Annotated in this window: 30 protein-coding genes; 18 read left to right on the top strand and 12 right to left on the bottom strand. The window is 63.8% G+C overall.

What is annotated here, in order from left to right; translation table 11 throughout:
- Positions 1–9: 9 nt before the first annotated feature.
- Positions 10–918: an acetylglutamate kinase gene (gene argB / locus AC3IYG_RS00970; protein WP_489311863.1), complete on the top strand. Its 909-nt coding sequence runs from the start codon at positions 10–12 to the stop codon at positions 916–918.
- Between the two features lie 58 nt (positions 919–976).
- Here the strand turns inward: argB and AC3IYG_RS00965 are convergent, their stop codons facing one another.
- The gene (locus tag AC3IYG_RS00965) at positions 977–1,570 is read right to left on the bottom strand and encodes a DUF4124 domain-containing protein (RefSeq protein ID WP_489311862.1); all 594 of its coding nucleotides are present in this window, start codon (positions 1,568–1,570) and stop codon (positions 977–979) included.
- Between the two features lie 34 nt (positions 1,571–1,604).
- Positions 1,605–2,246 (bottom strand): orotate phosphoribosyltransferase, encoded by a 642-nt coding sequence (gene pyrE, locus AC3IYG_RS00960; protein WP_489311861.1) that lies wholly within the window; start codon positions 2,244–2,246, stop codon positions 1,605–1,607.
- A gap of 93 nt (positions 2,247–2,339) precedes the next feature.
- Here pyrE and crc point away from each other — a divergent pair, with 93 nt between their 5' ends.
- The gene (crc, locus tag AC3IYG_RS00955; protein ID WP_489311860.1) at positions 2,340–3,119 is read left to right on the top strand and encodes a catabolite repression control protein Crc; all 780 of its coding nucleotides are present in this window, start codon (positions 2,340–2,342) and stop codon (positions 3,117–3,119) included.
- A 58-nt stretch (positions 3,120–3,177) separates the two neighbouring features.
- Here the strand turns inward: crc and AC3IYG_RS00950 are convergent, their stop codons facing one another.
- Positions 3,178–3,546, bottom strand: coding sequence for a DUF4870 domain-containing protein (locus AC3IYG_RS00950; RefSeq protein ID WP_489311859.1), 369 nt, complete (start codon positions 3,544–3,546; stop codon positions 3,178–3,180).
- 25 nt (positions 3,547–3,571) lie between these two features.
- Positions 3,572–4,294, bottom strand: coding sequence for a ribonuclease PH (gene rph / locus AC3IYG_RS00945; RefSeq protein ID WP_489311858.1), 723 nt, complete (start codon positions 4,292–4,294; stop codon positions 3,572–3,574).
- A 142-nt stretch (positions 4,295–4,436) separates the two neighbouring features.
- Here rph and AC3IYG_RS00940 point away from each other — a divergent pair, with 142 nt between their 5' ends.
- From AC3IYG_RS00940 to AC3IYG_RS00915, 6 genes are all read left to right on the top strand, one after another.
- Positions 4,437–5,300, top strand: a complete 864-nt coding sequence (locus AC3IYG_RS00940) for a YicC/YloC family endoribonuclease (protein WP_489311857.1) — start codon at positions 4,437–4,439, stop codon at positions 5,298–5,300.
- Positions 5,301–5,312: 12 nt separating this feature from the next.
- Positions 5,313–5,933 carry a guanylate kinase gene (gmk, locus tag AC3IYG_RS00935; RefSeq protein ID WP_489311856.1) on the top strand — a complete coding sequence of 207 codons (621 nt, stop codon included), beginning with the start codon at positions 5,313–5,315 and terminating at the stop codon, positions 5,931–5,933.
- Between the two features lie 122 nt (positions 5,934–6,055).
- On the top strand, positions 6,056–6,319 hold the full coding sequence (gene rpoZ, locus AC3IYG_RS00930) for a DNA-directed RNA polymerase subunit omega (RefSeq protein ID WP_489311855.1): 264 nt from the start codon (positions 6,056–6,058) through the stop codon (positions 6,317–6,319).
- Between the two features lie 57 nt (positions 6,320–6,376).
- Entirely contained in the window at positions 6,377–8,485 is a 2,109-nt protein-coding gene (gene spoT / locus AC3IYG_RS00925; protein WP_489311854.1) for a bifunctional GTP diphosphokinase/guanosine-3',5'-bis pyrophosphate 3'-pyrophosphohydrolase, read from the top strand.
- Positions 8,486–8,543: 58 nt separating this feature from the next.
- Positions 8,544–8,924 (top strand): RidA family protein, encoded by a 381-nt coding sequence (locus tag AC3IYG_RS00920; protein ID WP_119953193.1) that lies wholly within the window; start codon positions 8,544–8,546, stop codon positions 8,922–8,924.
- A gap of 62 nt (positions 8,925–8,986) precedes the next feature.
- Positions 8,987–9,724, top strand: coding sequence for a hypothetical protein (locus tag AC3IYG_RS00915; protein WP_489311853.1), 738 nt, complete (start codon positions 8,987–8,989; stop codon positions 9,722–9,724).
- Between the two features lie 197 nt (positions 9,725–9,921).
- On the opposite strand, the gene AC3IYG_RS00910 is transcribed toward AC3IYG_RS00915, so the two are convergent.
- The gene (locus AC3IYG_RS00910; protein ID WP_489311852.1) at positions 9,922–10,785 is read right to left on the bottom strand and encodes an NAD-dependent epimerase/dehydratase family protein; all 864 of its coding nucleotides are present in this window, start codon (positions 10,783–10,785) and stop codon (positions 9,922–9,924) included.
- Between the two features lie 196 nt (positions 10,786–10,981).
- Here AC3IYG_RS00910 and exbB point away from each other — a divergent pair, with 196 nt between their 5' ends.
- From exbB to AC3IYG_RS00880, 6 genes are all read left to right on the top strand, one after another.
- Entirely contained in the window at positions 10,982–11,971 is a 990-nt protein-coding gene (exbB, locus tag AC3IYG_RS00905; protein WP_489311851.1) for a tonB-system energizer ExbB, read from the top strand.
- Position 11,972: 1 nt separating this feature from the next.
- Positions 11,973–12,398, top strand: coding sequence for a TonB system transport protein ExbD (gene exbD / locus AC3IYG_RS00900; protein WP_489311850.1), 426 nt, complete (start codon positions 11,973–11,975; stop codon positions 12,396–12,398).
- On the top strand, positions 12,395–13,123 hold the full coding sequence (locus tag AC3IYG_RS00895; protein WP_489311849.1) for an energy transducer TonB: 729 nt from the start codon (positions 12,395–12,397) through the stop codon (positions 13,121–13,123). Before exbD ends, AC3IYG_RS00895 begins: the two co-directional genes overlap by 4 nt.
- Before the next feature lie 89 nt (positions 13,124–13,212).
- Complete coding sequence (locus tag AC3IYG_RS00890; protein ID WP_489311848.1) at positions 13,213–14,139, top strand: hydrogen peroxide-inducible genes activator; 927 nt, start codon at positions 13,213–13,215, stop codon at positions 14,137–14,139.
- Positions 14,140–14,151: 12 nt separating this feature from the next.
- Complete coding sequence (recG, locus tag AC3IYG_RS00885; RefSeq protein ID WP_489311847.1) at positions 14,152–16,227, top strand: ATP-dependent DNA helicase RecG; 2,076 nt, start codon at positions 14,152–14,154, stop codon at positions 16,225–16,227.
- A gap of 90 nt (positions 16,228–16,317) precedes the next feature.
- On the top strand, positions 16,318–17,724 hold the full coding sequence (locus AC3IYG_RS00880) for an aminoacyl-tRNA deacylase and HDOD domain-containing protein (RefSeq protein WP_489311846.1): 1,407 nt from the start codon (positions 16,318–16,320) through the stop codon (positions 17,722–17,724).
- A gap of 60 nt (positions 17,725–17,784) precedes the next feature.
- On the opposite strand, the gene AC3IYG_RS00875 is transcribed toward AC3IYG_RS00880, so the two are convergent.
- From AC3IYG_RS00875 to AC3IYG_RS00850, 6 genes are all read right to left on the bottom strand, one after another.
- Complete coding sequence (locus AC3IYG_RS00875; RefSeq protein WP_489311845.1) at positions 17,785–18,525, bottom strand: hypothetical protein; 741 nt, start codon at positions 18,523–18,525, stop codon at positions 17,785–17,787.
- 81 nt (positions 18,526–18,606) lie between these two features.
- Positions 18,607–18,999 (bottom strand): helicase, encoded by a 393-nt coding sequence (locus AC3IYG_RS00870; RefSeq protein ID WP_489311844.1) that lies wholly within the window; start codon positions 18,997–18,999, stop codon positions 18,607–18,609.
- A gap of 134 nt (positions 19,000–19,133) precedes the next feature.
- Positions 19,134–19,406: an HU family DNA-binding protein gene (locus AC3IYG_RS00865; RefSeq protein WP_137819069.1), complete on the bottom strand. Its 273-nt coding sequence runs from the start codon at positions 19,404–19,406 to the stop codon at positions 19,134–19,136.
- A gap of 189 nt (positions 19,407–19,595) precedes the next feature.
- Complete coding sequence (locus AC3IYG_RS00860) at positions 19,596–20,744, bottom strand: NAD(P)/FAD-dependent oxidoreductase (protein WP_489311843.1); 1,149 nt, start codon at positions 20,742–20,744, stop codon at positions 19,596–19,598.
- A gap of 181 nt (positions 20,745–20,925) precedes the next feature.
- Positions 20,926–21,093 (bottom strand): rubredoxin, encoded by a 168-nt coding sequence (locus AC3IYG_RS00855; protein WP_137819071.1) that lies wholly within the window; start codon positions 21,091–21,093, stop codon positions 20,926–20,928.
- 201 nt (positions 21,094–21,294) lie between these two features.
- A complete protein-coding gene (locus AC3IYG_RS00850; protein ID WP_489311842.1) occupies positions 21,295–21,462 on the bottom strand; it encodes a rubredoxin in 168 nt (55 codons plus the stop codon).
- Between the two features lie 198 nt (positions 21,463–21,660).
- Between AC3IYG_RS00850 and AC3IYG_RS00845 the strand changes: the two genes are divergently transcribed.
- Both AC3IYG_RS00845 and ubiA read left to right on the top strand, forming a co-directional pair.
- Entirely contained in the window at positions 21,661–22,215 is a 555-nt protein-coding gene (locus tag AC3IYG_RS00845; RefSeq protein ID WP_489313992.1) for a chorismate--pyruvate lyase family protein, read from the top strand.
- A gap of 28 nt (positions 22,216–22,243) precedes the next feature.
- Positions 22,244–23,134, top strand: coding sequence for a 4-hydroxybenzoate octaprenyltransferase (gene ubiA / locus AC3IYG_RS00840; RefSeq protein WP_489311841.1), 891 nt, complete (start codon positions 22,244–22,246; stop codon positions 23,132–23,134).
- A 50-nt stretch (positions 23,135–23,184) separates the two neighbouring features.
- On the opposite strand, the gene AC3IYG_RS00835 is transcribed toward ubiA, so the two are convergent.
- Entirely contained in the window at positions 23,185–23,559 is a 375-nt protein-coding gene (locus AC3IYG_RS00835; RefSeq protein WP_489311840.1) for a COG4315 family predicted lipoprotein, read from the bottom strand.
- Positions 23,560–23,829: 270 nt separating this feature from the next.
- Here AC3IYG_RS00835 and phoB point away from each other — a divergent pair, with 270 nt between their 5' ends.
- A complete protein-coding gene (phoB, locus tag AC3IYG_RS00830) occupies positions 23,830–24,519 on the top strand; it encodes a phosphate regulon transcriptional regulator PhoB (protein WP_489311839.1) in 690 nt (229 codons plus the stop codon).
- An 18-nt stretch (positions 24,520–24,537) separates the two neighbouring features.
- Positions 24,538–25,839 carry a phosphate regulon sensor histidine kinase PhoR gene (gene phoR / locus AC3IYG_RS00825; protein WP_489311838.1) on the top strand — a complete coding sequence of 434 codons (1,302 nt, stop codon included), beginning with the start codon at positions 24,538–24,540 and terminating at the stop codon, positions 25,837–25,839.
- Positions 25,840–25,923 lie beyond the last annotated feature (84 nt).

The following is a 25,923-nucleotide window of genomic DNA, read 5'->3' as shown; positions in this document are numbered from 1 at the left end:
GAGCCCCGCATGACCCTCAACCGTGATGCCGCCACCAACATTGCCAAGGTGCTGTCCGAGGCGCTGCCCTACATCCGTCGCTTCGTCGGCAAAACCCTGGTAATCAAGTACGGCGGCAACGCCATGGAAAGCGACGAGCTGAAGACCGGCTTCGCCCGCGACATCGTGCTGATGAAGGCGGTCGGCATCAACCCGGTGGTGGTACACGGCGGCGGCCCGCAGATCGGTGACCTGCTCAAGCGCCTGAGCATCGAGAGCCACTTCATCGACGGCATGCGCGTCACCGACGCGCAGACCATGGATGTGGTGGAAATGGTCCTCGGCGGCCAGGTCAACAAGGACATCGTCAATCTGATCAACCGCCATGGCGGCAGCGCCATCGGCCTGACCGGCAAGGACGCCGAGCTGATCCGCGCGAAGAAGCTCACCGTGACCCGCCAGACACCGGAGATGACCCAGCCGGAAATCATCGACATCGGCCATGTCGGCGAAGTCGTCGGGGTCAATACCGACCTGCTGAACATGCTGGTCAAGGGTGACTTCATTCCGGTCATCGCACCGATCGGCGTCGGCGCCAATGGCGAGTCCTACAACATCAACGCCGACCTGGTCGCCGGCAAGGTCGCCGAAGCGCTGAAAGCCGAGAAGCTGATGCTGCTGACCAACATCGCCGGCTTGATGGACAAGGAAGGCAAGGTGCTCACCGGCCTGTCGACCAGCCAGGTCGATGCGCTGATCGCCGATGGCACTATCTATGGCGGCATGCTGCCGAAGATCCGCTGTGCCCTGGAGGCCGTGCAAGGTGGCGTGACCAGCGCGCACATCATCGACGGGCGCGTGCCGAATGCGGTGTTGCTGGAGATTTTTACCGACAGCGGCGTCGGCACCCTGATCTGCAACCGCAAGCACCACTACTGAGTAAAACCAGCGGCGCGCTGACCCCTGGCAAGGTCAGTGCGCGCTCGGGGTGCCCGACCTAACGGCGATCGCCGAGCAGCTCGCGCAAGCGCGCCTGGTCCGCCGCAAAGCTGGCTTCGGCCTGCTTGCGACCCTCCTGGTAACGCAAGATGTCCTTCTGCACACCCAATTGCTCGGCTTTCAGGTTGTCGATCTGCGCGACCAGATGCTCGGGCACCTGACGCCCGGCCCGCTCCTGATCGGCCGCCTGGCTCTGCAAATTCGCCTGCTGCGTGCGCAACGCCTGCAAGTTGCTGCGCGCCACGCCAATCACGCCATCCAGCTCGGCAAGCTTGCGCGCCTTGGCTCGCTCGACGTCATCCTCCGTGGAGTACAGGCGCAACAACTGGGCATCCGAGCTGGCCCGTGCCTTATCCGCCAACAGGCGCTGCATTTCCTCGACGCTCGGCGCCGGCGGAACCACCTTGATCACCCGCCCCTGATCGTTGAGCACCTCGTAGCCCTTGCTGATGTACTCCGGCGGCACACCCAGGCGATCGAGCACCGTGACGCCCTTGGCGTCTATGTAACGGTACAGCTCCGCTGCCCCGGCCAGCACTGGCAGCAGCAAGCTGAACAACAGCGTAAAGCGAATTGCGCCCGGCTTGACCATGCAGACAACACCCTGTGCGGATTAGGACTTGTTGTTAGATTCCATACTGCGCGCGGTAGGCTTGCACCGCCGGCAGATGCTGCTGCAGTTCAGCATCATCGGCCAGGTATTCCAAGACCTGTTCGAGCGACACAATGCTCACTACCGGCATGCCGAAGTCGCGCTCGACCTCCTGGATCGCCGACAGCTCGGCCTGGCCGCGCTCCTGACGATTCAGCGCGATCAACACGCCGGCCGCCTGGGCACCTTGCGCATGAATGATTTGCATCACTTCGCGGATCGCCGTACCGGCAGTGATCACATCATCGATAATCAGCACCCGCCCGGCCAACGGTGCGCCTACCAGGCTGCCACCTTCGCCATGGGCCTTGGCTTCCTTACGGTTGAAGCACCAGGGCAGATCGCGCTGGTGCTGCTCGGCCAGGGCCACGGCGGTGGTCGCGGCCAACGGGATGCCTTTGTAGGCGGGGCCGAACAGCACATCGAAGGCAATTCCGCTCTCCTGCAGCGCCGCCGCATAGAAACGCCCCAGCCGGGCCAAGGCCAAACCGCTGTTGAACAAGCCCGCATTGAAGAAGTACGGACTGGTACGGCCCGACTTGAGGGTGAACTCACCGAAGCGCAGCACGCCGCGCTCGATGGCAAAACGAATGAACTCGCGCTGGTACGCCTGCATAAAAAAGCCCCGAACGGCACGGATTTAGCTGTGGGTTTAGCTAATAAGGATGAGCTCGGGTATCATACACGCACGTGTTTTTGGGGGCCATTTATGCGGATCATCAGTGTGAACGTGAATGGTATTCAAGCTGCAGTCGAGCGCGGGTTGCTCAGTTGGCTGCAAGCTCAGAATGCCGACGTCATCTGCCTGCAGGACACCCGTGCCTCCGCCTTTGAACTGGACGACCCAGCCCTCCAATTGGATGGCTATTTCCTCTATGCCAGCGACGCTGAAGTGCCCGACCAAGGTGGTGTGGCACTCTACTCGCGGTTGCAACCCAAGGCGGTGATCAGCGGGCTCGGTTTCGAGACCGCCGATCGCTACGGGCGCTACCTGCAGGCCGATTTCGACAAAGTGAGTATCGCCACCCTGCTGCTGCCTTCGGGACAGAGCGGTGACGAGAACCTGAACCAGAAATTCAAGTTCATGGACGACTTCGCCCATTACCTGGACAAGCAACGCCGCAAGCGCCGCGAGTACATCTACTGCGGCTCGCTCTACGTCGCCCACCAGAAACTGGATGTGAAGAACTGGCGCGACTGCCAGCAGGAGCCAGGCTTTCTCGCGCCGGAACGGGCGTGGATGGACGAAGTGGTCGGCACCATGGGCTACGTCGATGCGCTGCGCGAAGTGAACCGCGAAGGCGACCAGTTCAGCTGGTGGCCGAACAGCGAGCAAGCGGAAATGCTCAACCTCGGCTACCGCTTCGACTACCAGCTGCTGACGCCCGGCCTGCGTCGCTTCGTGCGCGGCGCCCGGTTGCCGCGTCAGCCGCGCTTCTCCCAGCATGCGCCGCTGATTGTCGACTACGACTGGACGCTGAGCGTCTAAACCCGTACGCAGCAACAAAAAAGCCGGCGCAATGCCGGCTTTTTCATGTTTGCTCGACTTATTTCAACGGCCGCCAGCAGAACGGATAGCGGTAGGCCTGACCTTCGTTGGCCTTGATCCCGGCGATGATGGTCAGCACCAGCGCACCGATGCTGAGCAAACCCAGCAAGGCGAAGCCGATCACCACCAGCATCAGCAGAATACAGACCAAGGCCGCCAGCGCCACGGTGATCTGGAAATTCAGCGCTTCCTTGCCCTGGGCATCGACGAACGGATCGAGATCCTTCTTGATCTGCCAGACAATCAGCGGACCGATCAGGTTGCCGAAGGGAAACACCAACCCGAGAAAAGCCGCGAAGTGGCAGAACATCGCCCACTGCCGCGCCTCCTGGCTGGGTGTCGACACGGGCGTCTGGTTCTCGTTCATGCGGCAGCTCCTGGGTATTGGGGAATTAGTCGGCCAGCGCCGCGCGCTGCAACTCGAACAGTTCGGTCACGCCTTTCTGTGCCAATGCCAGCATGGCATTCAGCTCGGCCGGCTGGAACGGCGCGCCTTCGGCGGTGCCCTGCACCTCGATGAAACCACCCTCGCTGGTCATCACCACGTTCAAGTCGGTTTCCGCCGCGGAGTCTTCCAGGTAGTCCAGGTCCAGCACCGGCTCACCCTGATACATACCGACCGAGACCGCCGCAATCATCTGCTTGAGCGGATCGCCGCCTTTCAAACCACCCCGCTTCTTGATCACTTTCAGCGCATCGATCACCGCCACCATGGCGCCGGTGATGGACGCCGTACGCGTACCACCGTCCGCCTGGATCACGTCGCAGTCGACATACAACGTGTTTTCGCCAAGCTTGGACATGTCCAGCGCGGCACGCAGCGAACGGCCGATCAGACGCTGGATCTCCAGGGTCCGCCCGCCTTGCTTGCCACGACTGGCTTCACGCTGGTTACGCTCGCCGGTGGCGCGCGGCAGCATGCCGTACTCGGCGGTCAACCAACCCTGGCCCTGGCCCTTGAGGAAGCGCGGCACTCCCGACTCGACGCTGACCGTACAGATCACCTTGGTGTCGCCGAACTCCACCAGCACCGAGCCCTCGGCGTGTTTGGTGTAGTTGCGGGTGATGCGGATCGGGCGCAGCTGGTCGGCGGCACGGCCACTCGGACGTTTCATTTGGGAATACCTATTCGGGACGGAAATCTGCTCGGCATTATAGGGCCGCACAGCCTGGGCGACACACCAAATTGGGAGCCGTCGACGCACTGCGCTACAATTCCGCGCCTTCTATATCGTCTTTTTTTGCGAGGTCTCCCCCATGGTGCACAGCATGACCGCCTTCGCTCATGTCGAGCAGGCCAGTGCCAACGGCACGCTGAGCTGGGAACTGCGCTCGGTCAACCACCGCTACCTGGAGCCGCACCTGCGCCTGCCGGAATCCTTCCGCGACCTCGAAGGCGCGGTCCGCGAAGCCCTGCGCCAGAGTCTGTCGCGCGGCAAAGTGGAATGCACCCTGCGCTTTACCGAAGAAACCGCCGGAAAACCGCTGCAAGTCGATCGCGAGCGCGCGGCCCAACTGGTTGCCGCCGCAGAGATCGTCGCCGGCTTGATCAAGCAACCGGCGCCCCTCAATCCGCTGGAAGTCCTGGCCTGGCCGGGTGTATTGGTCGCCGATGCCGCCGACCCGCAGGCCCTCAACAGTGCTGCGTTGGCCTTATTCACCCAAGCCCTGAATGAGCTGAAGAATGGCCGCGCACGCGAAGGCGCCGAGCTGGCCAAGCTGCTGAATGAGCGCCTGGACGCTATCGGCGAGGAAGTCGTCGCCCTACGCGAACTGATCCCACAGATGCTCGCCGGGCAACGGCAGAAGATTCTCGACCGTTGCGCCGAGATGCAGGCCGAGCTGGACCCTCAGCGCCTGGAGCAGGAGCTGGTGCTGCTGGCGCAGAAAAGCGATGTCGCCGAAGAGCTGGACCGCCTGAGCACCCACGTCACCGAAGTACGCCGCGTACTGAAAGCCGGCGGCGCAGCAGGCCGGCGCCTGGATTTCCTCATGCAGGAACTCAACCGCGAAGCCAACACCCTCGGCTCCAAGGCCTTCGATACACGCAGCACGCAAGCGGCGGTCAACCTCAAGGTGCTGATCGAACAAATGCGCGAACAAGTACAGAACATCGAGTAAGGCGAACCCGACATGCACGCCACCACCGGCACTCTCTATATCGTTTCCGCGCCCTCCGGCGCCGGCAAGACCAGCCTGGTCAATGCCCTGATCGACGCCCAGACGCAGATCCGCGTCTCGGTGTCGCACACCACCCGCGGCATGCGGCCGGGTGAAACGGACGGGCTCAACTACCACTTCGTCAGCCGCGAAAGCTTTTTGCAGATGCTCGAGCACGACGAATTCCTCGAACACGCGGAAGTCTTCGGCAACCTTTACGGCACCTCCCAGCGCTGGCTGGAAAAGACCCTCGCCGAAGGCTTCGACCTGATTCTGGAAATCGACTGGCAGGGCGCGCAGCAAGTGCGCAAGTTGATGCCGCAAGCCAAATCGATCTTCATCCTGCCGCCCAGCCAGGAAGCCCTGCGCCAGCGCCTGAATAACCGTGGCCAGGACAGCGATGCGATCATCGAGCAGCGCATGCGTGAAGCGGTCAGCGAAATGAGCCACTATGTCGAGTATGACTACCTGGTGATCAATGACGACTTCGCCACGGCGCTGGACGACCTGAAGGCGATTTTCCGCGCCAATCAGCTGCACCAAAGCCTGCAACAGCAACGCTTCAGCGACCTGCTCAGCCAGTTGCTGGCCTAGCCCGGATCAAGCGCCGAGAAATCTGCGCTTCCCTAAAGGCTGGTTATTTTTTAGACTATCCAGTCCGCTCGCCCATCTGGGCACCGTTTTTCGCTCTTATATACGTCGCTACGAGGAATACCATGGCTCGCGTTACCGTTGAAGATTGCCTGGACAACGTCGATAACCGCTTCGAGCTGGTCATGCTCGCCACCAAGCGTTCCCGCCAACTGGCCACCGGCGGCAAAGAGCCGAAGGTAGCCTGGGAAAACGACAAGCCGACCGTGGTCGCCCTGCGCGAAATCGCGGCAGGCCTGATCGATTACAACGTAATCGCCCAGGAAGAAATCGTCGATGACGAGCCGCTGTTCGGCTCTTTCGAGGACGAGGCCAACGAGGCCCTGTAAACCTATGCCTGATCGAAGTCTCACGGCGCGGGAATCCTCTCGGCAAGGAGCTAAGCCTTGCCGAGCATAGACGCCCTCGCCGATCGACTTTCGAGCTACCTGGGCGCCGAACAGGTCAACCTGGTTCGGCGCGCCTACTTCTACGCCGAACAAGCCCACGACGGCCAACGCCGCCGCAGCGGCGAAGCCTACGTCACCCATCCCCTGGCGGTGGCGAATATCCTTGCCGGCATGCACATGGATCATCAGAGCCTGATGGCCGCGATGCTGCATGACGTGATCGAAGACACCGGCATCGCCAAGGAAGCGCTGACTGCGCAATTTGGTGAAACCGTCGCCGAACTGGTCGACGGGGTCAGCAAGCTGACCCAGATGAACTTCGAGACCAAGGCCGAGGCGCAAGCGGAAAACTTCCAGAAGATGGCCATGGCCATGGCCCGCGATATCCGCGTGATCCTGGTCAAGCTGGCCGACCGCCTGCACAACATGCGCACCCTGGAAGTGCTGGCCGGCGAAAAACGCCGACGCATCGCCAAGGAAACCCTGGAAATCTACGCGCCGATCGCCAACCGGCTGGGCATGCACAGCATGCGCGTGGAATTCGAGGAACTGGGCTTCAAGGCCATGCACCCGATGCGTTCCGAGCGCATCCGCCAAGCGGTCAAACGCGCTCGCGGCAATCGCAAGGAAATCGTCAACAAGATCGAAGAGTCGCTGACCCACTGCCTGGCCCGCGAGGGCATGGAAGGCGAGGTGCTGGGCCGCGAGAAACACCTGTACGGCATCTACCAGAAGATGCGCGGCAAGCGCCGGGCGTTCAACGAGATCATGGACGTCTACGCCTTCCGCATCATTGTCGACAAGGTCGATACCTGCTACCGCGTGCTCGGCGCCGTGCACAACCTGTATAAGCCCTTGCCCGGGCGCTTCAAGGATTACATCGCGATCCCCAAGGCCAACGGCTACCAGTCGCTGCATACCACGCTGTTCGGCATGCACGGCGTGCCCATCGAGATCCAGATCCGCACCCGCGAGATGGAAGAGATGGCCAACAACGGCATCGCCGCCCACTGGCTGTACAAGTCCAACGAAGAAGACCAACCCAAAGGCACCCACGCCCGCGCCCGCCAGTGGGTCAAGGGCGTGCTGGAAATGCAGCAACGCGCCGGCAATTCGCTGGAGTTCATCGAGAGCGTGAAGATCGACCTATTCCCGGACGAGGTCTATGTCTTCACGCCCAAGGGCCGGATCATGGAGATGCCGAAAGGCTCGACCGCGGTCGACTTCGCCTACGCCGTGCACACCGACGTCGGCAACTCCTGCATCGCCTGCCGCATCAATCGGCGCCTGGCGCCCTTGTCGGAGCCGCTGCAAAGCGGCGCCACGGTGGAAATCGTTACCGCGCCAGGCGCACGGCCGAACCCGGCGTGGCTGAACTTCGTGGTCACCGGCAAGGCCCGCACGCACATCCGCCATGCACTGAAACTGCAGCGCCGCTCGGAGTCGATCAGCCTCGGCGAGCGCCTGCTGAACAAGGTGCTGGCCGGCTTCAACAGCCACCTGGACAAACTGGTGGCGGAGCAGGTGCAAGCGGTGCTCGGCGAATACCGCCTGGAGCTTATCGAAGACCTGCTGGAAGACATCGGCCTGGGCAACCGCATGGCCTATGTAGTGGCCCGCCGCCTGCTCGCCGGCGAAGGCGAGCAACTGCCGAGCGCCGAAGGTCCGCTGGCGATTCGCGGCACTGAAGGCCTGGTGCTGAGCTACGCCAAATGCTGCACACCGATCCCCGGCGACCCGATTGTCGGCCACCTGTCCGCGGGCAAGGGCATGGTGGTGCACCTGGACAACTGCAAGAACATCAGTGAAATCCGCCACAACCCGGAAAAATGCATCCAACTGTCCTGGGCCAAGGATGTGGTCGGCGAATTCAACGTCGAACTGCGCATCGAACTGGAGCACCAGCGCGGTCTGATCGCCCTGCTGGCCAGCAGCGTCAACGCCGCCGACGGCAATATCGAAAAAATCAGCATGGATGAACGCGACGGGCGCATCAGCGTGGTGCAACTGGTCGTCAGCGTGCACGACCGCGTCCACCTAGCCCGCGTGATCAAGAAGCTGCGCGCCCTGAAAGGCGTGGTGCACATCTCCCGCGTGCGTGCCTGACCCCCATTCAACGACGGCTCGCGCCTCTGGCGGCGGGCAAATCCTCAAGGAGTTTTTTATGAGCAAGAGCGTTATCACCTCCGAGCAGGCACCTGCCGCTATCGGTACTTACTCCCAGGCCATCAAGGCTGGCAACACGGTCTACATGTCCGGGCAGATTCCGCTCGACCCGAAGACCATGGAGCTGGTTGAAGGCTTCGAAGCGCAGACCGTGCAGGTGTTCGAGAACCTCAAGGCCGTGGCTGAAGCCGCCGGCGGCTCGTTCAAGGACATCGTCAAACTGAACATCTTCCTCACCGATCTCTCGCACTTCGCCAAGGTCAACGAGGTCATGGGCCGCTACTTCCAGCAACCCTACCCGGCCCGCGCCGCCATCGGCGTAGCCGCGTTGCCGCGTGGCGCCCAGGTGGAAATGGACGCGATTCTCGTCATCGAGTAAGCCGCTTAAGGGGCGCCCACCCAGGTGGCGCCCCGCTCTCCCGCATCAGGAAGGAATCTGTCATGCGCAACGCGCTCGCCCTGTTACTGCTGGCAACCTGGTTGGGCGGTTGCGCCAGTCAAGCCAACCGCGACCCGAACGGGATCTGGATCAACCAAGCGGCGATCGATGCCGCAGCACAGGGTGGCAACCTGCGCGAAGCCCTGTTGGCCTACGGCCCCAATCTGGAATGGCACATCGACGGGCCACGCCAATTGGCGACCTTCAGCAACGGTTTCGAGCTGGGTGAAGGCCAATTGATCGCCGAGCCGGACGCCCGCTGGCGGGTGGATTTCTACGGCGATTACCATGAGCAACTGCGCTTGAACGGCGATCAGTTGCTGCAGGAAGAAAGCGAATCGGGCCCCGAGCAACGCTTCGTCCGCCCATCCAGCAAAGCGGCAGCGCACGCCCCACCGGGCAGCAGCTTCGAACAGGCTCTCTACACCGCCTACCTGGGCGGCACCTGGAAGATCAAAAGCGGTCTTGGCGAAGGTGGCCTGGTGCTGTTCCACCCGGATGGCAAGGTCGAAGGCCTTCCCGGCGCGGAACGTTACGCACTGTGCCTGGCCGGCGACTGCGCGGCCATGAGCGGCGAGCACGACAGCCTCTGGCTGCAACGCGGCGAACAGGGCAACAGCTGGATCTTCAAGCGCGACGGCGAGCGAATCGAAATCTTCGAAGCCCTCAACCGCGCACAATTCGACGAAATGCCGGACTACGCCCCCGGCCAATCCCGCTGGGTGCTGGAGCGCGACTGAGCATCGCTTGTGGACCGGCGCAGTGGAGTCGGTTGAGTCGAGGCACGAAGCCCAACGCCAGGCAAAATTCCCAGGCCCCCTAATTTCGAACTGTACAGCCCGAGATTGGCGTATTAGGCCGATGTATTCGCCCGATATCAGCGTTTGCGCCGATACCGGGAATCGTCGGGCTTCGTCGCTTCGCTCCCCAACCCAACCTACGGTTCATTTGCGGCCAACACCGCCGCATAGCCTTCACGGTAGCTGGGATAGTTCGGCGTCCAACCCAGCGCGCGGGCACGGGCATTGCTGCAACGCTTGCTGCCGGCACGCCGCACCGTCGCTTCTGCCGACCACTCGGTGACGCCCAGGTACTCGCGCAACCAGGCCACCACCTCAGCCAGGGGCGCCGGCGCATCGTCGACACCCAGGTAACAATCCTGCAGCGCCACTCCGCGCGCATCGGCCTGCAGCAGGAAGGCCAACAGCCCAGCGGCATCGTCGACATGGATGCGATTGCCGTACAGCGGCGGCTCGATCGTCACCCGGTAGCCTTGCCGCACCTGCGTCAACAGCCACTGGCGGCCCGGGCCATAGAGGCCGGTCAGGCGAACCAGGCTCGCCGCGAGGCCACTGTGCAGCGCCAGCTGTTCGGCCTCGCGCATCACCCGCCCGGAGAAGCTCGCCGCCTCGGCCGGCGAGTCCTCGTCGATCCACTCGCCCTGCTGCTGGCCGTAAACGCCGCTGCTGGAGACGAACAGCAGGCGCTTGGGCCTTTGCCCGTGTTGCGCCAGCCAGCCCAACACATGCCGCAGTCCCTCGACGTAGGCCGCACGGTAACCGGGCTCATCGGACTGGCTGGCCGCGGCGCTGTAGACCAGGTAATCCAGGCCGCCGGTCGGCCAGGCCGCCGGCGCCTCGCTGCGCTCCAGATCACCCGCCACCGGCCGCACACCCACTGGCAAGGCCGCCACGTTGCGGCGCAGGCCATGAACCGTCCAGCCGCCCGCCAGCAGGCGCGAAGCGAGACGGCCACCCACATCGCCGCAACCGGCAATCAACACAGAGGGTGCATCAGTCATCTTGCAACTCCATACAAAGCGCGCAGCGTAGCGCCGCCAGAACCACGGGCAAAGCGTTTACCCGCGAAAGAAGACACGAAAGAGACGGTATTACTTTTGTTAACAAGAATTACTTGCAATAATGCATCCCCGCTTTGGATGCCTTGCACACGCATCCATGGACAAGCCGATTTTCTTTCTATCAGGTCCGGCCAGCATGAATCCTACCCCATCCAGCACGCAGCCAACCCGTCGTCCCAACCTGTCAGGTGCCTGGCGCAGTCTCGCCACAGTGCTATTCAGCCTGCTGCTGGCTCCCAACATGGCCGTGGCCGAAGAGCCCGGCGCCGCCCCCGCCGCCCAGGCTGTCACGCCCATCAGCACGCCAGCCCCAGCGCAAAGCGCTAACCCGACGCAGCCCCAGCTCAACCCGCAAGCTCCCGCGCCCGAAGGGGCTGTCGACCCGCTCGCGACCGAACAGGCTCTCGAAGAAGCCGAAGAAGGCTTCGCCAACGACCTGTCGCCCTGGGGCATGTACCAGAACGCCGATATTATCGTGAAAATCGTGATGATCGGCCTGGCCCTGGCATCGGTCATTACCTGGACCATCTGGATCGCCAAGGGCTTCGAGCTGCTCGGCGCCAAACGCCGCCTGCGTACCGAGCTCGCCGCGCTGAAACAAAGCCGCTCGCTGAAAGACGCCGCGGAAACGACCGGCAAGGTCGGCAGCCTGTCGCACCTGCTGGTCCAGGATGCGCTCGAGGAAATGCGCCTGTCGGCCAACACCCGCGAGAAGGAAGGCATCAAAGAACGCGTCAGCTTCCGCCTCGAGCGCCTGGTCGCCGCCTGCGGCCGGCAGATGAGCCAAGGCACCGGGGTGCTCGCCACCATCGGCTCGACCGCGCCATTCGTCGGCCTGTTCGGCACCGTCTGGGGCATCATGAACAGCTTCATCGGCATCGCCAAGTCGCAGACCACCAACCTCGCCGTGGTCGCCCCCGGCATCGCCGAAGCCCTGCTGGCCACGGCGCTGGGCCTGGTCGCGGCAATTCCGGCGGTGGTCATCTACAACGTCTTCGCCCGCTCCATCGCCGGCTACAAAGCACAGGTCGCCGACGCGTCGGCGCAGGTCCTGCTGCTGGTCAGCCGCGATCTCGACCACCTGCCGGCTGAACGCAGCCAGCCGCACGCGGTGAAAGTAGTCTGATATGGGACTTCATCTGAACGATGGCGGCGATGATCTGGTTGAATCCCACGAGATCAACGTAACGCCCTTTATCGACGTCATGCTGGTGCTGCTGATTATCTTCATGGTCGCCGCCCCCCTGGCCACCGTCGACATCAAGGTCGACCTGCCGGCCTCCAGCGCCGAGCCGCAACCACGACCGGACAAGCCGGTGTACCTGACGGTCAAGGAAGACCAGAGCCTGTTCCTCGGCGACAAGCCGGTCAACCGCGAACAGCTCGCACAGGCGCTGGACCAACAGACCGCGGCGAAGAAAGACACCACCATCTTCTTCCGCGCTGACAAGGGCGTGGATTACACCGACCTGATGGACGTGATGAACGCCTTGCGCGCGGCCGGTTACCTGAAAGTCGGCCTGGTCGGGCTCGAGGCGGTCGGGCCGAAATGACCCAGACGCGCCACAAACTGTCGAGTTGGAGCTTCAGCCTGCTAGTGGTGCTGGGCTTGCACATTGGCCTGGGACTCTGGGCACTGCACTGGCACGTCGAAGCCATGCCGGTCGAGTTGCCGCCACCGGCGATGCTGATCGAGCTGCCGCCGCTGCCAGAAGTCGCGCCACCGCCACCCGCGCCAGCGCAAATCGTACAGCCCGAGCCAGAGCCGCAGCCCGAAGTGGTCGAAGCACCAAAGCCCAAGCTCGTCATCGAAAAACCCAAGCCGAAACCCAAGCCCAAGCCGCCGAAAAAACCGGTCGAGCCGCCCAAGCCGCAAGAAAAGCCGGCTGAACGGCCGACACCCGAGGAGCGCCCGGCGCCAGCCGCCGCCCCCTCCGCGCCAGCAGCACCGCAGCCGAGCACCACCCGTGCGCCTTCGCAGGCCAAGGTGACCTGGCAGAGCAAACTGCTCAGCCATCTGGCCCGCTACAAACGTTACCCCGATGACGCCCGTCGGCGCGGCTTCGAAGGCACCAGTCGGGTCCGTTTCGACGTCGATCGCGACGGCAAGGTACTCAGTGTCTCGCTGGCGGGCACCTCCGGCAGCGCCTCGCTGGATCGCGCCACGCTGGCGATGATCCGCCGCGCCCAACCACTGCCGAAACCACCGGATGAGTTGCTCAACGGCAACAGCGTCGAGGTCGTGGCGCCCTTCGTCTATTCCCTGGATCGCCGCTGACCGGCCGCACCCGTGATATAGCGCGCGGGCCGGGTTGGTTCCATTGAGTGCAGCCGCTATGCTTGGCCGCACTTCAATGGAAAAACACTATGACCCTCACCGAACTGCGCTACATCGTCACCCTGGCACAAGAGCAGCATTTCGGTCGTGCGGCCGAGCGTTGCCATGTCAGCCAACCGACCCTCTCGGTTGGCGTGAAGAAGCTCGAAGACGAGCTCGGCGTGCTGATCTTCGAGCGCAGCAAGAGCGCGGTGCGCCTGACCCCGGTCGGTGAAGGCATCGTCACCCAGGCGCAGAAGGTGCTGGAGCAAGCGCAGGGCATCCGCGAACTGGCGCAGGCGGGCAAGAACCAGCTGGCCGCGCCGCTCAAGGTCGGCGCCATCTACACCGTCGGCCCTTACCTGTTTCCCCATCTGATCCCACAGCTGCACCGCGTAGCGCCACAGATGCCGCTGTACATCGAAGAAAACTTCACCCACGTCCTGCGCGACAAACTGCGTAACGGCGAGCTGGACGCGATCATCATCGCCCTGCCGTTCCAGGAAGCCGATGTGCTGACCAAAGTGCTGTATGACGAACCGTTCTATGTCCTGCTGCCCAATGGCCACTCCTGGACGACGAAGAAAACCATCGACGCCGAGCTGCTCAACGATAAAAGTCTGCTGCTGCTGGGCGAGGGCCATTGCTTCCGCGACCAAGTGCTGGAAGCCTGCCCGACCCTGCGCAAGGGCGGCGAAGACCACGCCAAACACACCACGGTCGAGTCCAGCTCGCTGGAAACCATCCGGCACATGGTCGCCTCCGGCATGGGCATCTCGATCCTGCCGTTCTCCGCGGTCGACAGCCATCACTACGCCCCCGGCGTATTCGAAGTGCGCCCGCTGACTCCGCCGGTACCGTTTCGCACCGTGGCCATCGCCTGGCGCGCCAGTTTCCCGCGACCGCGGGCGATCGAGGTGCTGGCCGACTCGATCCGCCTGTGCTCAGTGGCTCAGCCGCTGGTCAAAAGCGCTTAAGGCACAACAACCATGACAGAACTGGCGGCGGTTTCCGTCACTGCCCTGAAAGGCGTGGGTGCCGCGCTGCAAGAGAAGCTCGCCCGCGTCGGCCTGGAAAACCTGCAGGACCTGCTGTTCCACCTGCCGCTGCGCTATCAGGATCGCACCCGTATCATCCCTATCGGCGCCTTGCGCCCTGGGCAGGATGCGGTGATCGAAGGCGTGGTGGCCGGCGCCGATGTGCTGATGGGCAAGCGCCGCAGCCTGCTGGTACGCCTGCAGGACGGCACGGGCACCCTGAGCCTGCGCTTCTACCACTTCAGCCAGGCGCAGAAAGACGGCCTCAAGCGCGGCACCCCGTTGCGCTGCTACGGCGAGGCGCGGCCGGGCGCCTCGGGACTGGAGATCTATCACCCGGAATACCGCGCGCTGAACGGCGCCGAACCGATCCCGGTGGAGCAGACGCTGACCCCGATCTACCCGACCACCGAGGGCCTGACCCAACAACGCCTGCGCCAGCTCAGCGAACAGGCGCTGGCGCGGCTCGGCCCCCACAGCCTGCCGGACTGGCTACCCGCCGAACTGGCGCGCGACTATCAGCTCGGCCCGCTGGACGAAGCGCTGCGCTACCTGCACCGGCCACCGGCCGACGCCAACCTCGAAGAATTGGCCGAGGGCCGGCACTGGGCCCAACACCGCCTGGCATTCGAAGAGCTGCTGACCCACCAGCTTTCCCTACAACGCCTGCGCGAAAGCCTGCGCGCCCAGGAAGCCCCGCAACTGCCCAAGCCCCGCCGGCTACCGGCGCAGTTCCTGGCCAACCTGGGTTTTCAACCGACCGGCGCGCAGCAACGGGTCGGTGCCGAAATCGCCTACGACCTCAGCCAACCCGAACCCATGTTGCGCCTGGTGCAGGGCGACGTCGGCGCCGGCAAGACGGTGGTCGCCGCCCTCGCCGCGCTGCAAGCGCTGGAGGCCGGCTATCAGGTCGCGCTGATGGCGCCGACCGAGATTCTCGCCGAGCAGCACTTCATCAACTTCCAGCGCTGGCTGGCGCCGCTCGGCCTCGACGTCGCCTGGCTGGCCGGCAAGCTCAAGGGCAAGGCCCGCGCCAGCGCGCTGGCGCAGATCGCCACGGGCACGCCGATGGTGGTCGGCACCCACGCCCTGTTTCAGGATGAGGTGCAATTCAAGCGCCTGGCCCTGGTGGTGATCGACGAACAGCACCGCTTCGGCGTGCAGCAGCGCCTGGCCCTGCGCAAGAAAGGCGTCGACGGGCGCCTGTGCCCACACCAGTTGATCATGACCGCCACGCCAATTCCGCGCACCCTGGCGATGAGCGCCTACGCCGATCTGGATACCTCGATCCTCGACGAACTGCCACCCGGGCGCACCCCGGTCAACACCGTGCTGGTGGCCGACAGCCGACGCTTCGAGGTGATCGAACGCGTGCGTTCGGCCTGCCACGAGGGGCGCCAGGCTTATTGGGTCTGCACCCTGATCGAGGAATCCGAGGAGCTGACCTGCCAGGCCGCCGAAACCACCTTCGAGGACCTCGGCGCGGCCCTCGGCGGCCTGCATGTCGGGCTGATCCACGGGCGCATGAAGCCAGCGGAAAAAGCCGCCGTGATGGCCCGGTTCAAACAGGGCCAACTGCAACTGCTGGTGGCGACCACGGTGATCGAGGTCGGCGTCGACGTGCCGAATGCCAGCCTGATGATCATCGAGAATCCCGAGCGCCTCGGTCTGGCCCAGCTGCACCAGCTGCGCGGGCGGGTTGGCCGTGGCAGCGCTGCCAGCCACTGCGTGCTGCTCTACCATCCACCGCTGTCGCAGCTGGGCCGCGAACGCCTGGGCATCATGCGCGAGACCTGCGATGGCTTTCTGATCGCCGAGAAAGACCTGGAACTGCGCGGCCCCGGCGAGATGCTCGGCACCCGGCAGACCGGTTTGCTGCAGTTCAAGGTCGCCGACCTGATGCGCGATGCGGATCTGCTACCAGCGGTTCGCGATGCCGCGCAAGCCCTACTGGCGCGCTGGCCGCAGCATGTCAGCCCGCTGCTGGAACGCTGGTTGCGACACGGCCAGCAATACGGCCAAGTGTGACGTGTCGCACAGACGCCGGTCGGTTGACCGGTCGGTCAGCTCAGCCACTGGTTATACTCGGGTAGAAAGCCCTGCCACCGGATCCAGCTTATGACTGAAGTAGCCTTCGCCACCGACACCTCGCCGCAACCGCCGGCGGTGATTCTTCAGCTGCTGGAAAAACTCGGCATTCCTTATCGGGCATGCAACGAACAGCCCGGGCTGGTGCCGGCGCAACGGGTGCAGGCGGTGTTGCTCGACGATGCCGTCGGCGCGCTGCTGGTGCTCTACCCGCAAAGCCAACTGCTTGACCTCAACCGACTGGCGGAACTGACCGGGCGCAAACTCGCCGCGGTCAAACCCGAGCGGCAGGAACGCATGCTGGCCAAGCACAATCTCGGCGTATTGCCAGCGTTACCGCCACTGACCAGCTCACCCTGCCTGTATGACGAACAGCTGCTGCAAGAACCCAAGCTGCTGATCGAATCCGGTCAGCCCGGCGTGCTGCTGGAAATTCCCCGCGAAGCCTTCAAAAGCCTGCTGAGCAAGGCCAGCGCGGCACGCTTCGGCGAGTCGCTGAGCGGCATTCGACCCAACCTCGACCGCCCGGACGACGACCGCGCGGAAATCACCCAGGCAGTACAGGCCTTCACCGCACGGCGGATTCAGCAGCGCCTCGAGGAAACCATCGAGATCCCGCCGCTGCCGGAAACCGCGCAAAAGATCATCAAACTGCGCGTCGACCCGGACGCCACCGTCGATGACATCACCGGCGTGGTGGAAACCGACCCGGCGCTGGCCGCGCAAGTCGTCAGTTGGGCCGCGTCACCCTATTACGCGGCGCCAGGCAAGATTCGCTCGGTGGAAGACGCCATCGTCCGCGTACTCGGCTTCGACCTGGTGATCAACCTCGCCCTCGGCCTGGCGCTGGGCAAAACCCTGAGCCTGCCGAAAGACCAGCCGCAACACGCCACGCCCTACTGGCAACAGGCGATCTACACTGCGGCGGTGATCGAAGGCCTGACCCGCGCCATGCCGCGCGCGCAACGCCCGGAAGCCGGCCTGACCTACCTTGCCGGCCTGCTGCACAACTTCGGTTACCTGGTGCTGGCGCATGTCTTCCCACCGCACTTCTCGCTGATCTGCCGGCACCTGGAGGTCAACCCACACCTCGGCCACAGCTATATCGAGCAGCACCTGCTGGGCATCAGCCGGGAACAGATCGGTGCCTGGCTGATGCGCTTCTGGGACATGCCGGATGAACTGGCCAGCGCACTGCGCTTCCAGCACGATCCGGAGTACCAGGGCGCGCATGCCGCTTACCCGAACCTGGTCTGCCTGGCCGTCAACCTGCTGCGCAACCGTGGTATCGGCTCCGGCCCGCAGAACGTGATCCCGCAAGCACTGTTCGAGCGCCTGGGGCTGACGCGCGAAAAAGCCGAGGAGGCGGTAAACAAGGTGCTGGCCGCCGAAGTCGCGTTGCGCGAACTGGCCCTGCAATTCCACCCGCTGCCCTGATTGCGCAGCCGCGTAACGAGCGAGGGGCCTATCGGGCCCCTCGCTCGTTCATGCATCTGGCTATTTCAACGCCGCTCGCCGCGCCGCAAAGACTTCCGGCAAGGCCTGCAGGCTGGCCTGGAGCAAGAGGCTGACCGGCGCCTGCTCGTAGAGCACCGCGTAATCGGCCAGTTGTTCGCTGGGCATCTGCCGGTAGGCGTAGAGCATGAATGACTCTACCGCCTGCGCGCTGGAAACCCGCAGTGGCTCGACCTGGGCGGCGGTCTGACTGCTCAGCTCCTGCTCACTCAGGCTCTGCCCACGGGCCTTGAGCGCCAGCAGCGCCTGACTTTTGCCCACCTCGTAACGCAGCAAGGCGGCCAACTCGGTGGTATGCGCCGCGCCGTCGAGGCGCCGGACCAGGGCGACCCGCGTAGGCCTTGGCGGTTGCGTGGCCAGTTGTGCGCGGTAGCTCGCCAGCCCTGCTGCACCGTCGCCTTCCCCGACCGCGCGCTCGGCAGCGGTAAAGCGCTGGGCCACCGGACTGTCGAGCAGCGCTTCGGCTTGCCTCAGTTGGCTGGCATCCAGCTTCGGCGCAATCCGCGTGGCCAACTCGGAGCACAGCAGATCGGCCGCAAACGCCTTTTCCACCTGGCTTTGCTGCGCCTTTGGCAAACCGCGCTGGATCAGCGGCGCGCTCTGCTCGCAGAGCAGGCGGATACCGGCCAGATCGAAAACATGACCGAAAGCGGCAGGGTTGGCAGGTTCGGCGCGCACCAGGGTGGCGGCCAGGGCGAGGGTGAGAAGAATCAGCACGCGCATGACGGGGATTTCCAGAATGACTCTATCCAGCTTAGGCGCTGTTGCTGTGGGCGAACCAGCAGCAACGCGGCCAAGCGTGAATCAGGCGGCTTTTTTCGCGGCGGACTTCTTCTTCGGCATCAAGTATTTGGTCAGTCCCTGGAACCAAATCACCAGCGCCGGGTTGCCCTGGATCTGGATCTCTTTGTTCTGGATACCCTGCATGAAGGCCAACTGCTTGTTCTTGGCGCTCATGGTCGCAAAACCATAGGCGGCATCCTTGAAGCCGAGGGCGAAATCCGGCTGGGCCACGCTGCCACGCTGGCTGACCACGCGCAGATTCTTGACGATGAAATGGCGAGCGATCTTGCCGTCCAGGGTATGCAGTTGGAACACCAGATCGCGATCCTGAAGTTGCTGCTGGAAGGCGGGGTTGTCGCGACTGGCCTTGGCCATCAGGCGGCCCAGCATCCAGAGGAGAAAGCGGAATTTCATGCGCACGGCCTCGCGGGGAATGGAAACGGCGGCGCATTGTAGCGGTTTGTCGCGAGGACTACAGCCAGCCTTTCGCTAGGTCAGCGAGGGTTGCCGAGCGCGCCCGGAGCCAGTTCGCTCCGGGCGTCCAAGACTCAGTTCACAGCGTCTTTCAGGGATTTACCCGGCTTGAAGGCGACCGTGTTGCTGGCTTTGATTTTCACCGGCTCGCCGGTTTGTGGGTTTTTGCCCGTACGTGCGCCACGGTGGCGCTGCACAAAAGTACCAAAACCGACCAGGGTCACGCTGTCTTTACGGTTCAGCGCCCCAGTGATTTCTTCGAGCACAGCATTGAGTACACGATTGGCCTGATCTTTAGTGAGATCGGCATGTTCCGCGATAGCCGCGGCAAGTTCCGGTTTACGCATAAATTGCCCCTTTGACGGTTTGTTGTTGTTGTGTCCGTGCTGCCCTTCCAGAGCAGCGCCCAAGGCGCCGCAACAGCTCTGCGCTGCGGCAGACCCGAGGGAGGATGGCACGCCGTCGGGGCCTGCGCCAGTCGCGCCAGAAAAATTTCAGCGGCAATTTTGCGGCTTAACCGACAGAACAGAAGACATTTACGCCAAAAGCGCTGGAAGCTCCTTATTCAAGGCCAACTTTTCCTGCACGGCAGTACCGGTCAACGCATAACCGAGCAAGCGACCCGTCGCATCGCGGCACAGCGCTTTGATATCCGCACCGCTGCCCTCGACCGTCCATTCGCCATTCGAACCACGCGGTGGCGGGGAGACCACCAACGGGCAGGCCGGGGTTTTCACCAGCACCGGCATGGGCCCGTAGCTGACCGCGGTGGGCTTGCCCGCCAGGGTTTGCGCCAGGGCGCGGGCGCAGTTCATCAAGGGCATGACATAAAGCAGGTTGAGGCCCTCGACCTCGGCACAATCGCCCAGCGCGAAGATATTCGCGTGGGAGCTTTGCAGTTGGCGATCCACCACTACCCCGCGATTGACCGCCAGCCCGGCCGCGGCCGCCAGGTCGATGCGCGGGCGCAGGCCGACGGCCGAGACCACCACGTCGCACTGCAACCGCGTGCCATCGGACAGATGGGCATCGAGGCCATTTGCCGTGCGCTGCAGGCTGGCCAGCACCGGGCCGAGGTGAAAGCGCGCGCCGAGCCCCTCCAGGCCGGCCTGTACCGCGGCGGCCGCAGCCGGGTGCAGCAAGCCCGGCATCACCTGCTCGCAAGGCGCCACCAGTTCCACCTCGTAGCCGCCAAGGCTAAGGTCGTTGGCAAACTCGCAACCGATCAGACCGGCACCGAGCAGCAACACCCGCTGCTTGCCCGCGGCTGCCGCACGAAAGCGCGCGTAGTCCTCCAGGTCGTTGATCGGGAAAATCGCGTCCTGGGCATCGCCCTCCACCGGTACACGAATGGTTTCCGCGCCCCAGGCCAGCACCAGATCGCGATAGGCCACGGCCTCTTCACCAATCCACAGGCGTTTGTGGCCGGGGTCGATGCCGGTAATACGGGTATGGGTGCGGATCTCAGCCTTGAGCTGCTCGGCCATGGCGCCCGGCTCGGCCATGCTCAGGCCGTCGGCGTCCTTGTTCTTGCCGAAGCCGGTGGACAGCATCGGTTTGGAGTAGAAGCGTCCGTCATCGGCGGTAATCAGCAGCAGCGGTGTTTCACCATCGAGCTTGCGAAATTCCTTGGCCAGGTTGTAACCGGCCAAGCCGGTGCCGACGATCACCACAGGTGCACTCATTACTCACTCCTAAGACTGCAACGACGCGACGGCTCTGTGGCCAGCGCGGAGAAATAAAATCGACAACAGGCGGGTCGAGGCGGCGTACGCCCGAGGTGCGGCCTGATGGGAATACCGAGGTAATGCAATTCGCCACCAACCAGGCGTCAGGCAACGCCGCGCCCGGCCGCGTACGCGCCGGTCAGCTGATTTCGATCATTTCGAAATCGATCTTGCCGACACCACAGTCCGGGCACTGCCAGTCCGGCGGGATATCTTCCCAGCGTGTCCCCGGGGCTATGCCTTCTTCCGGCAGCCCTTCGGCTTCATCGTAAATAAAGCCGCACACCACACATTGCCACTTGCGCATCGCTCGCCTCCGCCATGCGGAACCTCGGTTTTGACCCTAACGCAATTGCCTGCTGACGCCAATGCCCAGGAGCCGCGGCCAGACCGAGGATAGGGTGTGGCGACGAGCGCGTTGAGCCCATTGGTTGTAGCCAGAAATGCCAACGGCGGCCAGAGGCCGCCGTTGCAGAGGGGATTTCCAGCCCGCGGGCCGGAGGCTCGATCAAGCGATTTCGATCATCTCGAAATCCAGCTTGCCGACGCCGCAGTCCGGACACAGCCAATCTTCCGGAACATCCTGCCAGGGAGTTCCGGCGACTATGCCTTCATCCGGCCAACCCATGCTTTCATCGTAAACCAGGCCACAGACCACACACTGCCACTTCTTCATCGGTTACTACCTCAACTCTTCAGGCGTTCTTGGCGCGGCGGTCGATGGTGGAAATGCCGTCCGGCTCTGCGCGCTTTGTACTGAGGCACGGCCCAGTACGCAAGTGCCATCGGGCAGTTCCGACCTTTGGCTGGGGCGCGGTTGGGCGCGGCAAACATGCTAAGCTCGCCGCCCCGACTGCCGCAGATACCTGTTCCAGTGCCGCACGCCGCCCTCGCCCACCCGCCCCGCTGGCTGACCGCCACCCAGTTGCACCCCGTGCCCGCTGCCGGGTTGCGCGAGTGGCTGTTCGACCAGGGCTCGCTGACCCGACGGCTGATTGCCCTTTCCACCGGCGCCTTCAGCGTCACCCCGCTGGTGGAAGGCTGGCAGACCCTGCGCAACGACGAATGCGCCGCCCTACAAGTACCGACCGGCAGCCAGGGCTGGGTGCGCGAAGTCTATCTGCGCGGCCACGGCCAGCCCTGGGTCTTCGCCCGCAGCGTGGCGGCACGCAGCTGCCTGGAGGGCTCCGGGCTGTCATTGCGCGAACTGGGCAGCCGCTCCCTCGGCGAACTGCTGTTCAGCGACCGCGCCTTCACCCGTGGCGCCATCGAAGTCAGCCGCTATCCCGCCGCCTGGCTGCCTGCCGCCGTCCGCGCCGAACGTCTGTGGGCGCGGCGCTCGAACTTCAGTCGGGGCGGGCTGGCGGTGCTGGTGGCGGAAGTCTTTCTGCCGAGCCTGTGGCAACAGGCACAGATCCACACCGTATAATCCGCGCAGTCTGCCCGGAGAGCCGTCGATGTACGTCAACCTGCTGAAATCGCTCAATCGCCTGCATCCCCGTGCCTGGGACTTCATCCAGCTGATGCGCATGGAAAAACCCATCGGCATCTACCTGCTGCTGTGGCCAACCCTCTGGGCGCTCTGGGTGGCGGCCAAGGGTGTGCCGTCACTGGGCAATCTGCTGATCTTCGTGTTGGGTGTGATCCTGATGCGTGCCGCCGGCTGCGTGATCAACGACTACGCCGACCGCAACTTCGACGGCCACGTCACACGCACCCGCGAACGTCCGCTGGCCAGCGGCAGGATCACACCCCGCGAAGCCCTGGTGCTGTTCGCCCTGCTGCTGGTGCTGAGCTTCGCGCTGGTGCTCTGCACCAATGCCACAACGGTCTGGCTGTCCTTCGGCGGCCTGGCGCTGGCCGCCTGTTACCCCTTCATGAAGCGCTACACCTTCTACCCGCAAGTGGTGCTCGGCGCCGCGTTTTCCTGGGGCATGCCGATGGCTTTTACCGCCGAAACCGGCGCGCTGCCGGCCGCCGCCTGGCTGCTGTATCTGGGCAACCTGCTGTGGACGGTGGCCTATGACACCTACTACGCGATGGCCGACCGTGACGACGATGTGAAAATCGGGGTCAAATCCACCGCCATTCTGTTCGGCGACGCCGACCGCCTGATCATCGCCACTCTGCAGGGGCTGGCGCTGCTCTGCCTGCTGCTGGCCGGGGCGCGTTTCGAGCTGGGCGCTTATTACCACCTCGGGCTGGGGGCGGCGGCGCTGTGCTTCGCCTGGCAGTTCTACAGCACCCGCACGCGTGAGCCGCAGGCTTGCCTGGCGGCCTTTCTGCACAATCACTGGGCCGGGCTGGCGATTTTCCTCGGCATCGTCGCCGACTACGCCTGGCGCTAAGAATCGCCCCATCTGCCGTGCCAGGGCGCGGCAGATGGGGCGATCGATGCTTACTCTGGTTTGGCCACGTGCCAGACGCCCCCCTTGCCATCACCCGTCATATCACCGCCCTTCTTGTCATCGACATAGGTGTACAGCGGCTTGCCGTAATAGGCCCACTGCATCGAGCCATCGTCGCGCTTGATCACGCTCCAGTCGTCATCGTCCTTCGCACCAGCGGCCGCCATCAGCGGTGGCCAGTGCGCCGCGCATGAGTCGTTGCAGTTGGACTTGTTCGCGGCGTCCTTGTCATAGGTGTAAAGCGTCATGCCTTGGCTGTCGACCAATATGCCGTCCTTCTCCATCGCCGTGTGATCCGCGTAGGCAAGGCCCGACAACGCCAGTGCGGCGCCCGCGAACAGCGCCATCAAGGTGGTTCTCATCATGTATCTCCTCTGAGTGGGCTGAGACGACCAGGTAGCCAATTGTGGCCACGGCCGGACAGCCTCGACAAACAAGCAGGTAGAGCCATGAAAGCCCTGTGCGCTCCGGGTTTTCTACGCCAGGCTCCAAGCGCCCGGGCGAACGCCAGGCGTATCCTTGAGCATAGCCGAGCCAGGCACGGGCAAAGACGCTAACATCGACCTGTCACACGGCTGCAATAATTCCGTTATCTAATGCGGCGCATGACAGTTGAACGACCCGAGGCTTGACCCATGGTTGGCAAGAACATCCTGATCGTTGACGACGAAGCACCGATCCGCGAAATGATCGCGGTGGCGCTGGAAATGGCCGGCTATGAATGCCTGGAAGCAGAAAACACCCAGCAGGCCCACGCTATCATCGTCGACCGCAAACCCGACCTGATCCTGCTCGACTGGATGCTGCCCGGCACCTCGGGCATCGAGCTGGCGCGGCGCCTCAAGCGTGACGAGCTGACCGGCGGCATCCCGATCATCATGCTCACCGCCAAGGGTGAAGAAGACAACAAGATCCAGGGCCTGGAAGTCGGCGCCGACGACTACATCACCAAGCCATTCTCGCCGCGCGAACTGGTCGCCCGCCTCAAGGCCGTGCTGCGCCGTGCCGGCCCCAGCGATGGCGAAGCGCCGATCGAAGTCGGCGGCCTGCTGCTCGACCCGATCAGCCACCGCGTGACCATCGATGGCAAGCCGGCCGAAATGGGCCCCACCGAATATCGCCTGCTGCAATTCTTCATGACCCACCAGGAGCGGGCCTACACCCGCGGCCAATTGCTCGATCAGGTCTGGGGCGGCAACGTCTATGTCGAGGAGCGCACGGTCGACGTGCATATCCGCCGGCTGCGCAAGGCGCTGGGCGAGGTGTATGAGGATTTGGTACAAACCGTACGCGGCACCGGTTATCGTTTCTCCACCAAAAGCTAGCGCCAGGACGGCTGCAACGTGAATCAAGACTGGCGTGGCGCCGTTATCCGCCGCCTGTTACTGCTGCTGGCCGGCTGCCTGCTGGTCGGTCTGATCAGCGGCGAATATGCCTGGAGCCTGGTGGTCGGCCTCGCCGCCTACCTCGGCTGGACCCTGGCCCAATTGCTGCGCCTGCACACCTGGCTCAAGCACCATCAGGCGGATCAGCCGCCACCGGATGGCTACGGCCTGTGGGGCGAGGTCTTCGACAGCATCTATCACCTGCAACGCCGCGACCAACGCGTGCGCGGGCGCTTGCAAGCGGTGATCGACCGCGTGCAGGAATCCACCGCGGCGCTGACCGATGCAGTGATCATGCTCGACAGCGACGGCAATCTGGAGTGGTGGAACCGCGCCGCGGAAACCCTGCTCGGCCTGAAAACCCCGCAAGACAGCGGCCAGCCGGTGACCAACCTGGTGCGCCATCCGGGCTTCAAGGACTACTTCGAGCAGGACAACCACAGCGAGCCGCTGGAACTGCCATCGCCGATCAACGACCGGGTGCGCCTGGAGTTCCACATCACCCAGTACGGCAACCGCGAACACCTGATGCTGGTGCGCGATATCACTCGTCTGCACCAGCTGGAGCAGATGCGCAAAGACTTCATCGCCAACGTGTCCCATGAGCTGCGTACACCGCTGACGGTGATCGCCGGCTATCTGGAAACCCTGCTGGACAACGTCGAGGACGTCAATCCGCGCTGGCGCCGCGCCTTGCAGCAAATGCAGCAACAAGGCGCGCGAATGCAGAGCCTGCTCAATGACCTGCTTTTGTTAGCGAAGCTGGAAGCCACCGATTACCCCTCGGACAACCAGCCGGTGGCCGTCGACTTGCTGCTGCTGTCGATCAAAAGCGATGCGCAGGCGTTGTCGAACCAGAGCAATCACCGCATCAGCCTGGAAGCCGACGCCGGCCTCAAGCTCAAAGGCAGCGAGGTGGAGCTGCGCAGCGCCTTCTCCAACCTGATCTTCAATGCAGTGAAATACACTCCGGCCGAGGGCGAAATCCGCATCCGCTGGTGGGGCGACGAGCAGGGCGCGCACCTCAGTGTGCAGGACAATGGCCCGGGCATCGAAGCCAAGCACCTGCCGCGCCTGACCGAGCGCTTCTACCGGGTCGACTCCAGCCGCGCCTCGAATACTGGCGGTACTGGGCTCGGACTGGCCATCGTCAAACACGTGCTATTGCGCCATCGCGCCCAGCTGGATATCAGCAGCGTGCAAGGCAAAGGCAGCACCTTCACCTGCCACTTCACCCCGCCGCAAGTGGTCAAACGCTGATGCCGCCGAGCGCAAGAGGGCTGGGCAAGTCGGTCGCCAACCGCTAGGCTGCTCGACTGACGCCCACTTTCGCGGCGCCCTCAC

Source organism: Pseudomonas sp. KH_027, from assembly GCF_057838565.1.
The sequence above is the reverse complement of the archived record's forward strand: the minus strand, read 5'-3'. Positions and strand labels throughout refer to the sequence as shown.

Excerpts from the sequence above, each read along its gene's own strand:
- AC3IYG_RS00910 (WP_489311852.1), bottom strand. The coding sequence starts at position 10,785 with ATGACTGATGCACCCTCTGTGTTGATTGCCGGTTGCGGCGATGTGGGT.
- recG (WP_489311847.1), top strand. The coding sequence starts at position 14,152 with ATGACAGAACTGGCGGCGGTTTCCGTCACTGCCCTGAAAGGCGTGGGT.
- exbB (WP_489311851.1), top strand. The coding sequence starts at position 10,982 with ATGAATCCTACCCCATCCAGCACGCAGCCAACCCGTCGTCCCAACCTG.
- AC3IYG_RS00835 (WP_489311840.1), bottom strand. The coding sequence starts at position 23,559 with ATGATGAGAACCACCTTGATGGCGCTGTTCGCGGGCGCCGCACTGGCG.
- AC3IYG_RS00890 (WP_489311848.1), top strand. The coding sequence starts at position 13,213 with ATGACCCTCACCGAACTGCGCTACATCGTCACCCTGGCACAAGAGCAG.
- AC3IYG_RS00920 (WP_119953193.1), top strand. The coding sequence starts at position 8,544 with ATGAGCAAGAGCGTTATCACCTCCGAGCAGGCACCTGCCGCTATCGGT.
- crc (WP_489311860.1), top strand. The coding sequence starts at position 2,340 with ATGCGGATCATCAGTGTGAACGTGAATGGTATTCAAGCTGCAGTCGAG.
- gmk (WP_489311856.1), top strand. The coding sequence starts at position 5,313 with ATGCACGCCACCACCGGCACTCTCTATATCGTTTCCGCGCCCTCCGGC.
- pyrE (WP_489311861.1), bottom strand. The coding sequence starts at position 2,246 with ATGCAGGCGTACCAGCGCGAGTTCATTCGTTTTGCCATCGAGCGCGGC.
- rph (WP_489311858.1), bottom strand. The coding sequence starts at position 4,294 with ATGAAACGTCCGAGTGGCCGTGCCGCCGACCAGCTGCGCCCGATCCGC.
- rpoZ (WP_489311855.1), top strand. The coding sequence starts at position 6,056 with ATGGCTCGCGTTACCGTTGAAGATTGCCTGGACAACGTCGATAACCGC.
- AC3IYG_RS00860 (WP_489311843.1), bottom strand. The coding sequence starts at position 20,744 with ATGAGTGCACCTGTGGTGATCGTCGGCACCGGCTTGGCCGGTTACAAC.
- AC3IYG_RS00880 (WP_489311846.1), top strand. The coding sequence starts at position 16,318 with ATGACTGAAGTAGCCTTCGCCACCGACACCTCGCCGCAACCGCCGGCG.
- phoB (WP_489311839.1), top strand. The coding sequence starts at position 23,830 with ATGGTTGGCAAGAACATCCTGATCGTTGACGACGAAGCACCGATCCGC.
- AC3IYG_RS00855 (WP_137819071.1), bottom strand. The coding sequence starts at position 21,093 with ATGCGCAAGTGGCAATGTGTGGTGTGCGGCTTTATTTACGATGAAGCC.
- AC3IYG_RS00870 (WP_489311844.1), bottom strand. The coding sequence starts at position 18,999 with ATGAAATTCCGCTTTCTCCTCTGGATGCTGGGCCGCCTGATGGCCAAG.
- ubiA (WP_489311841.1), top strand. The coding sequence starts at position 22,244 with ATGTACGTCAACCTGCTGAAATCGCTCAATCGCCTGCATCCCCGTGCC.
- AC3IYG_RS00940 (WP_489311857.1), top strand. The coding sequence starts at position 4,437 with ATGGTGCACAGCATGACCGCCTTCGCTCATGTCGAGCAGGCCAGTGCC.
- AC3IYG_RS00965 (WP_489311862.1), bottom strand. The coding sequence starts at position 1,570 with ATGGTCAAGCCGGGCGCAATTCGCTTTACGCTGTTGTTCAGCTTGCTG.
- AC3IYG_RS00895 (WP_489311849.1), top strand. The coding sequence starts at position 12,395 with ATGACCCAGACGCGCCACAAACTGTCGAGTTGGAGCTTCAGCCTGCTA.
- AC3IYG_RS00950 (WP_489311859.1), bottom strand. The coding sequence starts at position 3,546 with ATGAACGAGAACCAGACGCCCGTGTCGACACCCAGCCAGGAGGCGCGG.
- AC3IYG_RS00915 (WP_489311853.1), top strand. The coding sequence starts at position 8,987 with ATGCGCAACGCGCTCGCCCTGTTACTGCTGGCAACCTGGTTGGGCGGT.
- AC3IYG_RS00865 (WP_137819069.1), bottom strand. The coding sequence starts at position 19,406 with ATGCGTAAACCGGAACTTGCCGCGGCTATCGCGGAACATGCCGATCTC.
- AC3IYG_RS00875 (WP_489311845.1), bottom strand. The coding sequence starts at position 18,525 with ATGCGCGTGCTGATTCTTCTCACCCTCGCCCTGGCCGCCACCCTGGTG.
- exbD (WP_489311850.1), top strand. The coding sequence starts at position 11,973 with ATGGGACTTCATCTGAACGATGGCGGCGATGATCTGGTTGAATCCCAC.
- argB (WP_489311863.1), top strand. The coding sequence starts at position 10 with ATGACCCTCAACCGTGATGCCGCCACCAACATTGCCAAGGTGCTGTCC.
- AC3IYG_RS00850 (WP_489311842.1), bottom strand. The coding sequence starts at position 21,462 with ATGAAGAAGTGGCAGTGTGTGGTCTGTGGCCTGGTTTACGATGAAAGC.